Annotated in this window: 7 protein-coding genes; 5 read left to right on the forward strand and 2 right to left on the reverse strand. The window is 75.5% G+C overall.

Annotated elements, in window-relative coordinates; all coding sequences use genetic code 11:
• Positions 1-26: 26 nt before the first annotated feature.
• Together ACZ6ZI_RS04540 and ACZ6ZI_RS04545 are read right to left on the reverse strand one after the other, a co-directional pair.
• Positions 27-1,298, reverse strand: a complete 1,272-nt coding sequence (locus ACZ6ZI_RS04540) for a serine/threonine-protein kinase (RefSeq protein ID WP_469515651.1) — start codon at positions 1,296-1,298, stop codon at positions 27-29.
• A gap of 184 nt (positions 1,299-1,482) precedes the next feature.
• Complete coding sequence (locus ACZ6ZI_RS04545; RefSeq protein ID WP_469515653.1) at positions 1,483-3,270, reverse strand: serine/threonine-protein kinase; 1,788 nt, start codon at positions 3,268-3,270, stop codon at positions 1,483-1,485.
• Positions 3,271-3,746: 476 nt separating this feature from the next.
• On the opposite strand from ACZ6ZI_RS04545, the gene ACZ6ZI_RS04550 reads away from it, so the two are divergent.
• The 5 genes from ACZ6ZI_RS04550 (at position 3,747) to ACZ6ZI_RS04570 (ending at position 13,001) form a co-directional block, all read left to right on the forward strand.
• Positions 3,747-6,737 carry an FtsK/SpoIIIE domain-containing protein gene (locus ACZ6ZI_RS04550; RefSeq protein ID WP_469515656.1) on the forward strand — a complete coding sequence of 997 codons (2,991 nt, stop codon included), beginning with the start codon at positions 3,747-3,749 and terminating at the stop codon, positions 6,735-6,737.
• A gap of 108 nt (positions 6,738-6,845) precedes the next feature.
• Positions 6,846-8,219, forward strand: a complete 1,374-nt coding sequence (locus ACZ6ZI_RS04555; RefSeq protein WP_469515660.1) for an ABC transporter substrate-binding protein — start codon at positions 6,846-6,848, stop codon at positions 8,217-8,219.
• 208 nt (positions 8,220-8,427) lie between these two features.
• Positions 8,428-9,693: a carbohydrate ABC transporter permease gene (locus tag ACZ6ZI_RS04560; RefSeq protein WP_469515874.1), complete on the forward strand. Its 1,266-nt coding sequence runs from the start codon at positions 8,428-8,430 to the stop codon at positions 9,691-9,693.
• Positions 9,690-10,574: a carbohydrate ABC transporter permease gene (locus tag ACZ6ZI_RS04565; RefSeq protein ID WP_469515663.1), complete on the forward strand. Its 885-nt coding sequence runs from the start codon at positions 9,690-9,692 to the stop codon at positions 10,572-10,574. Before ACZ6ZI_RS04560 ends, ACZ6ZI_RS04565 begins: the two co-directional genes overlap by 4 nt.
• Positions 10,575-10,730: 156 nt before the next feature.
• The gene (locus ACZ6ZI_RS04570; protein WP_469515666.1) at positions 10,731-13,001 is read left to right on the forward strand and encodes a bifunctional glycosyltransferase/CDP-glycerol:glycerophosphate glycerophosphotransferase; all 2,271 of its coding nucleotides are present in this window, start codon (positions 10,731-10,733) and stop codon (positions 12,999-13,001) included.
• Positions 13,002-13,003 lie beyond the last annotated feature (2 nt).

Raw genomic sequence — 13,003 nt, forward strand, 5'->3', positions numbered from 1 at the left:
CTCCGGCGCCGGAGGCCCCGGGCGGCTCAGGGCGTGAGGGGCCGCGAGTGCTTGCTGTCCCGGGGCGGGGCGTCGCCCTCGTCGCCCGACGCGGCGATCCAGCTGCCGACGCCGACCGCGGCGGCCAGTGCCACCGCGGAGGCGGACAGCACCAGCCTGCGCTTGCGCGCGGCCTCCGCCCGGTGCCGGGCCGAGCCCGGCCGGTGGCCTCCGGCGGGACGCGGCACCCGGGCCGTGCCCAGGGCCCCGCCCGCCAGTTCCTCCGGACCCGGCACCCGCATCGAGGTGTGGGTGTCCCGGTTGGAGTCGGTCGCCGACCCCGGCACCAGCGGCACCACCCCGCGCCGGCGCGGCGGGGCGCCCGCGGCGCCGGCCGCCGGTTCCCGTTCCGCCTCGGGCTCCGGCTCCGCGTCGTCGGGTTCGTCCACGTCCAGCGGCGGCATCCCGGCCAGCAGCGGCAGCAGGTCGCGCAACCGCGCCGACAGTTCCGAGGCGCGCAGCCGCGAGGCCGGGGCCTTGGCCAGGCACTGCACCATGAGCTGCCACAGCTCGTCGGGGATGCCGGGCAGCGGGACCACGGTCTCGGTGACGTGCCGGCGCAGCACGGCGCCGGGGTGGCCCCCGCCGAAGGGCGTGAACCCGGCAAGCAGCTCGTAGAGCACCGTGGCGAGGGCGTATATGTCGACGGCCGCCCTCGGCGGCAGCCCCTCCACTATCTCCGGGGCCAGGTAGTCGGGCGTCCCGATGATCCGGGTGGTGGGCGCGGTGGCCCGGGCGCCCGGCGCGGCGGCGGCCCGGCGCGGGGAGTCGATGAGCTTGGCCACGCCGAAGTCGGTCAGCAGCGCCGGGTGGGCGCCGCCCGGCCCCAGCGGGCCCTGCATGTCGAGGAGGACGTTCTCCGGCTTGACGTCGCGGTGGACGACGCCGGCCGCGTGCGCGGCGGCCAGCGCGTCGGCGACGTCCGCGACGATGGCCACGGCCGCCTCGGGGGCGAGCCGTCGTTCGCGGTCCAGGCGGGTGCGCAGGTCCGTGCCGCGGACCAGGTCCATGACCAGGGCGAGGTCGTTGCCGTCGACGACCAGGTCGCGGACGGATACGACGTGGGGGTGCTCCAGGCCGAGCAGCGCGCTGCGCTCCTGGACGAACCGTCCGACCAGTTCCTGGTCGGAGGCGAGGTCCTCGCGCAGCAGTTTGACGGCGACGGGCCCGTCCGGCCCCTCGCCCAGCCACACCGTTCCCGCGCTGCCACGCCCCAGGATCTGGTGCGCGGTGTACCGGCTGCCGATCTTCCGTGCCACGACTGCTCCCTCAGCGGCTGGCGTACGCACCCAAGCTACGCGGCCGAGTGGGGGACACGCCCTCCGGATCGCGGCGACCTTCACTTCTGCGGGCGAAATCACGTCCCGGATGTCGACAAATCCACGAAGTCGGCGCTACGGGGGCCGGTTGGGGCCCTCGGCGCCGACTTCGGGTGGCTCGGGATCAGGGGGTGGCGCCGCCGCCGCTGCCGGTGGACTCGCCGATGGAGGTGACGAAGTCGACGGCTTCGCTGCCCCAGCTCCAGACCTGGTCCCACCATCCCTTGCCGGTGCCCACCCACTCCTGGAGCGGGGTCAGCTCCCAGACGAGCCAGCCCGCCACGAACAGCATGAGCACCATGACGAGGCAGCCCTTGAGGCAGCCGAGGCCCGGGATCCGGACCGGGTTGGCGCTGCGGCGGCGGGGCTCGCGCGGCGGGCGCGGCTCGCGCGGGGGCTGCTGCTGCCGCGGCGGGCGCTGCGGCTGCTGCTGTTGCGGGGGCTGCTGGGGCTGCTGCACGGGCTGCTGCGGGGGCTGCCGGTACTGCGGGGGCTGCGGCTGGTACTGCTGCGGCGGGGGCTGCTGCTGGTACTGCTGCGGCGGCGCGTACTGCTGGGGCGGCTGCTGCGGCGGGTACCCGTACTGCGGCGGCTGCTGCTGGTACTGCTGTTGCTGCGGCGGGCGCTGCTGCTGGTGCTGCTGCGGCTGCTGGTGCTGCTGCGGCGGGCGCGGCTGGTGCTGCGGCGGCGGGGGCGCCTGGCGCTGCGGGCGGCGGCGCAGCGGGTCCTCGCTCGGGTCGAGGTAGTGCATCTGCGTCTGCTCGTTGCGGTCGCGGACGGCCCGCATCTGCGACTGCCACGGGTGCGCGGCGTCCGGCTGCTGCACGGGCGGCATGACCGAGGTCGGGTCGGGCGCCCCGGGCGCGCCGGTGGCGGGCAGCACGGTGGTCGCGTCGGCCCCGCCGATCGGCGGGAGCACGCTGGTCATGCCGTTCGGGTCGTACGCGTCCGGCGGCGCGGCGGGCGGGGCGCCGGCCGGGGTGGTCGGGACCGGAGCCGGAGAGGGGTCGGGGCCGAGCAGGGCGCCGACGCCGAGCGCGGCCTCCACCTCGTCGGGCGAGGAGTGGACCTTGACGCCGGCGGCGACCACGCGCAGCCCGCGCGCCAGGTTCTCGGCGCTGGGGCGCTCGTCGGGCTCCTTGCGCAGGCAGCGCTCTATGACGGTCCACAGCGGTTCGGGGACCGTGGAGGGGCGCTGCGGGTCCTCGCTGAGGTGGCGGTGGAGCACTTCGAGGGCGGTGCCCCCGGCGAACGGCGGGCGGCCGGTGACCAGCTCGTAGAGGAGGATGCCGGCGCCGTAGATGTCGACGGCGGAGGTCTGCGGGCGTCCTTCGGCCGACTCGGGGGCCACGTAGGCGGGGGTGCCGACGAACTCGTGCGTGCGGGTCAGGCCCGGGGAGTCGGCCAGGCGGGCGATGCCGAAGTCGGTGAGCATCGGCTTCATCTGGCCGTGGCTCTCGTCGAGCAGCACGTTGGCGGGCTTCAGGTCGCGGTGGACGACGCCGTCGGCGTGGCTGGCGGCGAGCGCGTCGGCGATCTGCGCGGTCAGCAGGCTCGCGGCGACGGGGCTGAAGGGGCCGTTCTCCCGGATGTACCTGTGCAGGTCGGGGCCGTCGACCAGGTCCATCACCAGGGCCAGCAGGTCGCCCTCGACGACGAGGTCGCGGGTGCGGACGATGTTGGGGTGGGTCAGGCGCAGCAGGACGGAGCGCTCGCGCAGGAAGCGCATGACGATGTCCGGGTCCTGGGCCAGTTCCTCCTTGAGGACCTTGATGGCCACGGTCTCGCCGGGCTGCCCGGCGACGGCTGCCTCCGCACCGGCGGTCTCCCGCTGGCGGGCACGCCAGACAGTGCCCGTGGCGCCGCGCCCGAGCGGCTCCTCGAGCAGGTACTTGCTGCCGACTGGCCGCACGTCTCGCGCTCCCTGCTGTCGTCTTTTCCGGTTTTTTCGCTGCGTTGGGTTTCGGCCCCAACTCTAGGGGGTGTCCCCGGGGAAGACGCTGGCCCGCGGAGGTTGGTTGCCGTACATGTGTACGAAGGGTGAGTTTCGTGGGGTATGCCGGGGGCCCTTTCCGCCGGTTTCCGCCCGGCGTCGCCCCCCACCTGTGAAGCTCGGACCGGCGCCCGCGGGTCGACGGAACGGCTCGCGCGCGACACCACCGAGGATCAAGATCATTTATCGGTGGGTGTCGGGCGTGTTGCGGGCGACAGGTGCGAGGATGCACCCGTACGGAACGGCCGGGACGGGAGCCCTGCCTTCCGGCAGACCTGACCGGACGACGCGTCCGCGCCGGGTGGGGGGTGATCGGGCGGGCGTGCCCCGCCGTCCCCCCTGCCCGGCGCACGCACCGCGCACTGCGCTCGGCGCAGAAGGGACCGCTGACGGCGATGCAGATCCGGCTGACCGTCCTTGGACCACGCGGCGGCCACCACGCCGCCACCGCCCCGGCGCGATGTGACGTACTCGTCACCGCGCCCGTCGGCACCGCCCTGGCCGCGGTGGCCTCCGGGCTCGCGGCCACCGTGGGCGGTCCCGACACCGGCGGCACCGTGGTGCTGTACTCGGGCGCGCGCCGCCTCGACCTCCAGCGGACCGTCCTGGGCGAACCCCCGCTCGTGGACGGGGCCGTCCTCGCGCTGAACACCCCGGCGGCGGAGACCGAGACCGGGTTCCCGCCGGAGGAGGAGCCGCAGGCGGCCCCCCAACTGCACGTGGTGGCCGGCCCCGACGCGGGCGGCGTGCACCTGCTGCACCCCGGGGCGGTCCGCGTCGGCCGCTCGGCCGACGCCGACGTCCCCCTCGACGACCCCGACGTCTCGCGGCTGCACTGCGCGGTCACCGTGTCCGCCGACGGGCGGGTCCGGGTGGCCGACCTGGGCTCCACGAACGGCACCACGCTGGACGGCGCCCCGGTCGGCGTGCGCGCCGTCCCGCTGGTACCCGGGGCGCTGCTGCGGATCGGCGAGTCCACGCTGCGGCTGGCGCCCGGGCGGGCCCGGGCCGCCCTGCCGGTGGTCCCCGACCTGGAGGGGCACCTGTGCCTGCCGCGACCGCCCGGGGCCGAGGCGGCCCCCGGCACCGGCGCCGCCCCCGAGGGCCCGGCCGGCGCCCCGTACGCCGTCGAGCGCCACCCTGACGCCCCCGGCGCGGGCGCGCACCCCGGCGCGCACCCCGGCGGCCCGACGACGAGCACGTACGCGGGCGCGCCCGCCCCGGGCGCGGGCGGCCCGTACGCCCCCCGCGCGGACTCCGAGGCGGGCCGCCCCCGCCGCCGGGGCCTCGGCGCGTGGGCCCGCAAGCTGGTGCGCGGGGAGGAGGAGGGACCCGAGGCTCCGGCGGAGCCCGAGGCGCGGACGGCTGCCGTCCCCTCCGACGACGACCCGGCCACGCTGCTGCTGACCGCCCTCGGGCCGACGGAGCGGCTGTGGTCGCGCCGGCCCGGACGGAGCGGCTTCCTGGAGGTGGGGCTCGGCGCGGGCAACCGGGTCGCGCTGCGCGACGCGGGCTCGCTCGGGATCTGCGGGCCGCGCCCCCGGCTGATCGGCGTGGCCCGTTCGGTGATCGCGCAGCTGGCCGCCCTGCACGCCCCCGGGCAGCTGGAGATCGTCCTGCTGGCCTGCGACCGCGCCCGGCCGGTACAGGAACGCCGCCGCGACTGGGGCTGGCTGGGCTGGCTGCCCCACGTACGGCCCGCGCACGGCCAGGACACCCGGCTGCTGCTCGCCTACGACCGCGACCAGGCCGCCGCCCGCACCGGCGAGTTGACCCGGCGCCTGGACGACGGCCCGCTCGGCCCGCACTGGGCCGGCGCCGATCCGGCGGCGCTGCGCGAGGCCGCGTACGCCTACGAGGGTCCGCGCACCCTCCTCGTGGTGGACGGCGACCCCGGCGCGGGTTCCCTGCGCGAGGTCACCGGCCGGCTCGCCTCGCACGGGGCGGTCGCCGGCGTCCACGTCCTGGTCCTCGCCGAGGCCCCGGCGGCCGGCGCCACCTCCCCCGTGCCCGCCACGTACGACGAGGCCTGCGCGCACACCCCCGCCTTCCGGGACTGCGGCATGGCCGCCCTGCTGAGCGGTGACGTCGCCACCGTCGTACGCACCTTCGCGGTCGGCGGCGGCACCCCCGTGCAACCCGGGGTGACGGCGGTGGCCGACGCGGTCTCCGCCGCCTGGGCGGAGCGCTTCGCGCGGGCCCTGGCCCCGCTGCGCTCCGACGGCGCGGCCCCCGAGACGACCGACTACCGGCCGGCGGCGGCGAACCTGCCCGCGACCTCGCGGCTCCTGGACGAACTGGGGCTGGCCCGCGCGACCCCGGCCTCCCTGATGGCCCGCTGGGCCGCCGCCACCGAGCGGGGCCAGGGCGTCGGCGGGCTCGCCGAGGTGGTCCTCGGCAGCGGACGGCGCGGCCCGGTCCTCGCCGAGCTGGTCGACGACGGCCCGCACCTGCACGTGGAGGGCCCCGCCGGGAGCGGCCGTACGGAGCTGCTGCGCTCCCTGGCGGCCTCGCTGGCGGCGGCGGCCCGCCCCGACCACCTGGGCCTGGTCCTGCTGGACGGGGCCGGCGGCGAGCGCGGGGAGGGGCTGGCCCCGTGCACGGAGCTCCCGCACGTCTCGGCGCACCTCGTGGCCTCGGACCCGGTGCGGATGCGGGAGTTCGCCCAGGCCCTCGGAGCGGAACTCAAGCGCCGCCACGAGCTGCTGGACGGGGTCCCCTTCGCGCAGTGGCACGCCCGGCGGGAGGTCTCGGACCGGATGGTCGCCCCGCGCCCGCCGAGCCCCGGCGAGCTGCGCGGCGACCTCGACCCCCCGCGCACCGGCACGCTGCGGCTGCGGGCCGCCGCGCCCCGTACGGATCCGGCGGCCGGGCCGAGCCCGCTGCCCCGCCTGGTGGTGCTGGTGGACGACTTCGACGCGCTGGTCGCCCCGGGCCTGGGCAGTACGGGCAGGCCGGCCGCCGGTTCGGTGGTGCGGATCCTGGAGGGGGTGGCCCGCGAGGGCGCCCGGCTCGGGGTGCACCTGATCACCGCCAGCGCCCGCCCGGAGCGGACGGCGCAGACCGAGCCGGTGCGGCTGGCGACGCTGCGGGTGGAGCTGGACGCCCCCGAACAGCCGGGTCCCGGGCGCGGTGTGCTGCGCTGGGCGGACGGGCGGAAGGTCCCCTTCCAGGCGGGTCGGGTGACCGGCCGGATCCCCCGGACGGCGACCTTGAGGCCGACCGTGGTCCCGGTGGAGTGGGACCGCATGGGCGACCCGCCGGCCCGCCGCCCGGTGCGCGAGCTGGGCAACGGGCCGACCGACCTGGCGCTGCTGGCCAGTGCCCTCGACCGGGCCTCGCACCTGGTGTCGGCCGTCCCGGTGCTGTTCCCGCCCGCCCCCTGACGGGCCGCGGGCGCCGGCCCGCGGCCCCGCGAGGCGGTATTGCGGGGGTGCGCGGGTCGGCGTAGACCTTGTGGTCCGGGACACACCACGGGCATCGGGGGCACAGCCATGCGCGAGCACGGAACGAGCCGGACGAACATCGGGTGGGCGGCCCTGGCGGTCGCGGGCGCGCTCGCCCTCTCCGCGTGCGGCGGCGACGGCGGCGGCAGCGCCGGGCCCCCGGAGGCGGGTGCCACGACGGGCGGCGCGTCGGCGCCCCGGGTGACGTTACCGAAGCTGCCCGGCGAGAAGCTGGAGGTCGCCGCGGTCTGGACGGGTCCCGAGCAGGCGAACTTCGCGAAGGTGCTGAAGGAGTTCGAGAAGCGCACGGGCGCGACCGTCACGTTCGTGCCGGCGCAGGACCCCATCGTCAACTTCCTCGGCACCAAGATCGCCGGGGGGCAGCCGCCGGACGTCGCGCTCCTCCCGCAGGTGGGGGCGCTGGCCGCGGCGGTGAAGAACAAGTGGGCGCAGCCGCTGGGTCCGGAGGCGAAGGCCCAGTCGGAGGCGAACTACTCGCCGGGCTGGCGGGCGCTGGGTTCGGTGGACGGCACCCCGTACGGCGTCTACTACAAGGCGGCCAACAAGTCGCTGGTCTGGTACAGCGCGAAGGCCTTCGAGGCGGCGGGCGTCAAGCCCCCGACGACCTGGAAGGAGCTGATCACGGCGGCGGACACCCTCTCGGCGTCGGGGACGCCCGCCGTGTCCGTGGCGGGCGCGGACGGCTGGACGCTGACCGACTGGTTCGAGAACGTCTACCTCTCGCAGGCCGGCCCGCAGAACTACGACCGTCTGGCGAAGCACGAGATCAAGTGGACGGACGAGAGCGTCCGGCAGGCGCTGACGACCCTCGGCGAGCTGTTCGGCCGCAAGGACTTCCTGGCGGGAGGCCAGAGCGGGGCGCTGGCGACGGAGTTCCCGAAGTCGGTGACGCAGACCTTCACCGGCGGGGACCGGCCGGCGGCGGCGATGGTCTTCGAGGGCGACTTCGTGGCGGTGAACATCGGGCAGACCGAGGCGAAGGTGGGGAAGGACGCGCTGGTGTTCCCCTTCCCGGCGGTCGGCGCGAAGGCACCGGTGGTCTCGGGCGGTGACGTGGCGGTGGCGCTGAAGCCCTCGAAGGGCGCGCAGGCGCTGCTGACGTTCCTGGCGTCGCCGGACGCGGCGGAGATCCAGGCCCGTGAGGGCGGTTTCATCTCCCCGAACAAGGCCGTGGACGTGGCGGTGTACCCGAACGACATCCAGCGGGGCATCGCGAAGGCACTGATCGCGGCGGGCGACGACTTCCGCTTCGACATGTCGGACCAGGCCCCGGCGGCGTTCGGCGGGACCCCGGGTGCGGGCGAGTGGAAGGCGCTCCAGGACTTCCTGGCGAACCCGTCGGACGTGGCGGGGATCCAGGCGAGGCTGGAGGCGGAAGCGTCCAAGGCCTACGGGAACTGAACCGGTGGCGGGCGACCGGAACGAACGGTCCGACCGGAACACCCGGCCCGACCGGAACGAACGGGATGAACGGAACGAACGGAACGGACGGAGCCACCGGAACGAGCGGCCCGCCCGGGGCGCCCCCCACTCCCCGGCCGGCCCCCGCTCCCCGGCCGGCCCCCAGCCCTCGACCGGCCCCCGCTCCTCGGCCGGCCGCCGCCGGCGGCTGGTCGCGGCGGCCTTCCTGCTGCCGTCGCTGGTGCTGCTGGGGGCGCTCGTCGTCCATCCCATCGGCTACTCGCTGTACCGCAGCCTCTTCGACCGCTCCGGCGACACCTTCGTGGGGGCGGCCAACTACCGCGAGATGTTGAGCGACCCGACGATCCGGACCGCGATCGGGAACACGGCGCTGTGGGTGGTCCTCGCGCCGGTCACGGCCACCGCCCTCGGTCTGATCTTCGCGGTGCTCACCGAACGGGTGCGCTGGGGGACGGCGTTCAAGCTGCTGGTGTTCATGCCGATGGCGATCTCGATGCTGGCGGCGGGCATCATCTTCCGGCTCGTCTACGACCACGACCCCGACCGGGGCGTGGCCAACGCCGTCTGGGTCGGGGTCCACGACACGTTCGCGTCCGCCTCGGCCTTCCCCAAGGCCCGGCCCGGCCGCGACTCCCCGCTCCGGGACGCCGAGGGCGGCGCCTTCGTCACCCGGGACCCGGTCCGGGTGGGCGTGCCCGCGCTGCTCCCGCTGGTCGGGGTGGCACCGGAGGCACTGCCCGCGGGGACGCGTACGGCGGGCCGGCCCGAGCCGCTGCCCGGGAAGGTGACGGGCACCGTCTGGCAGGACTTCACCCGGGGCGGGGGCGGCGCGACGAACGCGGTCGACCCCACCGAGTCGGGGCTGTCGGGGATGCGGATCGAGGCGGTCCGGGACGGTCGGGTGGTGGCGTCGACGACGGCCGGGGCGGACGGCACCTTCACCCTGCCGGCGGCGGCCGACGGCGCGCTGCTGCGGCTGCCGGCGGCGAACTTCCGGGAGGCGTACGCGGGGGTCGACTGGCTGGGTCCGGCGTTGGTGACGCCCGCGGTGATCGGGGCGTACGTGTGGATGTGGGCCGGTTTCGCGATGGTGCTGATCGGGGCGGGGCTGGCCGCCGTACCGCGCGAGCTGTTGGAGGCGGCCCGGGTGGACGGGGCGAACGAGTGGCAGGTGTTCCGGCGGATCACCGTGCCGCTGCTGGCTCCGGTGCTGGTGGTGGTGCTGGTCACCCTGGTCATCAACGTGATGAAGATCTTCGACCTGGTCTTCGTGATCGCCCCGGGCGCGGTGCAGGACGACGCGAACGTGCTCGCGCTCCAGCTGTACCGGACCTCGTTCGGGACGGACGCCGATCCGGGGCTCGGCAGCGCCATCGCCGTGCTGCTCCTGGTGTTGGTGGTGCCGGTGATGCTCGTGAACATCCGCAGGATGCGCAAGGAGGCCTCCCGATGAGCCCGGCACACGACGTCGCGAAGGGGAGCGGCCCCTCCCGCCCGGGCCGGCTCGCCGCGCTGGTGGCCGGCGGGGCCCTGCGCGTCTTCCTGGTGGTGGCCGCCCTGTTCTGGCTGCTGCCCACCCTGGGGCTGCTGGTCTCCTCCTTCCTGTCCCCCACCGATCTCGCCGAGGACGGCTGGTGGCGGGTGCTCGCCGAGCCGGCCCGCCTGACCACCTCCAACTACGCGCGGCTGCTGGCGAACGACACCATCACGGGGTCGCTGCTGAGCACGGTGGCGATCGCCGTCCCGGCGACCCTGCTGGTGATCACCCTGGGCTCGTTCGCCGGATACGCCTTCGCCTGGCTGGAGTTCCCCGGACGGGACTGGCTGTTCCTGGTGGTGGTCGGGCTGCTGGTGGTCCCCGTGCAGGTGGCACTGATCCCGGTGTCGGAACTCTTCGGCACGCTCGGCCTGTTCGAGACCACCGCCGGCGTGGTGCTCTTCCACACGGCCTTCGGCCTGCCCTTCGCCGTCTTCCTGTTGCGGAACTTCTTCGCGGAGATCCCGCGCGAGCTGCTGGAGGCGGCGCGGCTGGACGGAGCGGGCGAACTGCGGCTGTTCGCAAGGGTGGTGCTGCCGCTGGGCGGCCCGGCGATCGCCTCGCTCGGCATCTTCCAGTTCCTGTGGGTGTGGAACGACATGCTGGTGGCGCTGGTCTTCGCGGACTCGGCGCACCCGCCCGTCACGGTCGCCCTCCAGCAGCAGGTACGGCAGTTCGGGAACAACATCGACGTCCTGGCGCCGGGCGCGTTCCTGTCGATGGTCGTGCCCCTGGTCGTCTTCTTCGCCTTCCAGCGGCAGTTCGTCACGGGGGTGATGGCCGGCGCGGTCAAGTAACGGGTCGGCTGCCGGTCGCCTAGCCCCACACCCCGATGATCACGGCATTGACGTGCCGTGTTGACGCTGCGTAACCCGAATGCCACACGGTGCGTAACCCGATCGCCGCGCGCGCGGTTCCTGGGCAATATGCCCGCGCCGACCCCTGGATGTGCCGTGCCCCGGTTCAGCGTCATCGTGCCCGCGTACAAGGTTCAGGCGTACCTCCAGGAGAGTCTGGATTCCGTCCTCTCCCAGTCGTACCCGGACCTGGAACTGATCGCGGTCGACGACGCCTCCCCCGACGCGTGCGGTTCGATCATCGACGAGTACGCGGCCCGCGACCCCCGGGTGACGGCCGTGCACCTGGCGCACAACCTCGGTCTGGGCCCGGCCCGCAACGCGGGTCTGGCCCGGGCGACCGGCGACTACCTGATCTTCCTGGACGGCGACGACGTCCTGGCGCCCGGCGCCCTCCAGGCCGTCACCGACCGGCTGAAGGCCACCGGCTCCCCCGACGTCCTGGTCTACGACTACGCGCGCGTCTTCTGGACCGGCGAGGTGGTCCGCAACCGGCTCTCCCACCGCCTCCACGAGGACGGCCCGGCGAGCTTCCGCCTCGCCGACCGCCCGGCCCTGCTCGGCATGTTGATGGTGGTGTGGAACAAGGCGTACCGCCGCGAGTACGTCGAGCGCGAGGGCCTCGAATTCCCGCCCGGCTTCTACGAGGACACCCCCTGGACCTATCCGGCGCTGCTCGCCGCCGAGTCCGTGGCCGTCCTCGACCGGGTCTGCGTCCACTACCGCCAGCGCCGCACGGGCTCGATCCTGACCACCACCAGCCGGCGCCACCTCGACGTCTTCGACCAGTACGAGCGCGTCTTCGGCCTCCTCGCCGCCCGCCCCGAACTGGAGCGCTGGCGCCCCGCCGTGCACCGTCGGATGGCCGAGCACTTCTGCGCCGTGTACGCCGACCCGCGCCGCCTGCCGCGCGCCGCCCGCGCCGAGTTCTTCGCCCGGGCCTCGGCCCTGCTGCGCCGCCACCGGGCCCCGGGCGCGGGCGCCGACGCCCTGCCGCTGTCCCTGACCCGCACCGACCGGCTGCGCCAGACCCTGATGCGGACGGGGCTGCGGCGCACGTACGGGGTGCTGTCCGCGCTGCGCGCGGCGGGCCTCGCCGGCGCGGCCGGGGCCGGCGTCCTGGGGCGGGGCCTGCGCGAGTGCGCCCTGCGCCTGCACTACCGGATCCAGCGGCTGCTGCCGCTGCGCCCCGACCTCGCGGTGTTCTCCGCGTACTGGAACGGCGGCTACGCCTGCAACCCGGCCGCGATCGAGGCGAAGTTGCGGGAGCTCGCCCCGCACATGCGCACCGCCTGGATCTGCGACCCCCGCCACGCGGCGGGCCTGCCGGCGGGGCCCGCGGCGCTGAGCCCGGGGACGGCCGCGTACTGGACGGCCCTGGCCCGGGCCACGTACCTGACCACGAACGTCAACTTCGACCGGGGCCTCGTCAAGCGTCCGGGGCAGATCCTGGTGCAGACCCAGCACGGCACCCCGCTCAAGCGGGTCGGCCTCGACCTCCAGGACCGGCCGGCGGCCACCCCGACCACCGACTTCGCGGGGCTGCTGCGCGGCGCCGACCAGTGGGACTACCTGCTCTCCGCGAACCGGCACTCCACCCTCGTCTGGGAGAAGGCCCTCCCCGCCTCGTACACCACGCTGGAGTACGGCTACCCGCGCAACGACCCCTTCCACCGGGCCACCCGCGCCGACGTCCTCGCGCTGCGCGAGCGCCTGGGGATCGCACCGGGCACCACCGCGGTCCTCTACGCCCCGACGCACCGCGACTACCGGCGCAGCATGCCCCGGCACCTGGACTTCGAGCGGGTCCTGCGCGACCTCGGCCCCCGTTTCGTGATCCTGACCCGCACCCACCTGACGTACGCGGGCGAGCCGGCCGCACCGGACCCGCACCCGCGTCTGATCGACGTCTCCGCGCACCCGTCGGTGGAGGAGCTGTGCCTCGCCTCGGACGCCCTCGTCACCGACTACTCGTCCCTGATGTTCGACTACGCCGCGCTGGACCGGCCGATCGTGATCCACGCCGACGACTGGGAGGCGTACGAGGCGGCCCGCGGAACCTACTTCGACCTGCGGACCTGCCCGCCCGGGGCGATCGCCCGCACCGAGGACGAGCTCGTCGACATCTTCGCGACGGGCCACTGGCAGGGCTCCCGCTCGGCCCAGCTGCGGGCGGCGTTCCGCTCGCGGTTCTGTTCCTGCGACGACGGCCACGCGGCCGAGCGCGTCGTGCGGCGGATCTTCCTGGGCCAGTCCGCGCCGGTTCCGGCGATCGTCCCGCCGGAGGAGCGCCGCCCGGCGCCCGCGGCCCCCGGGACCGCCCCGGAGCCGACCCTGGCCCCGCTCACGGCGGGCCTGTGGCCGTGAGG

The sequence above is a fragment of the Streptomyces sp. NPDC103540 genome (assembly GCF_055584445.1).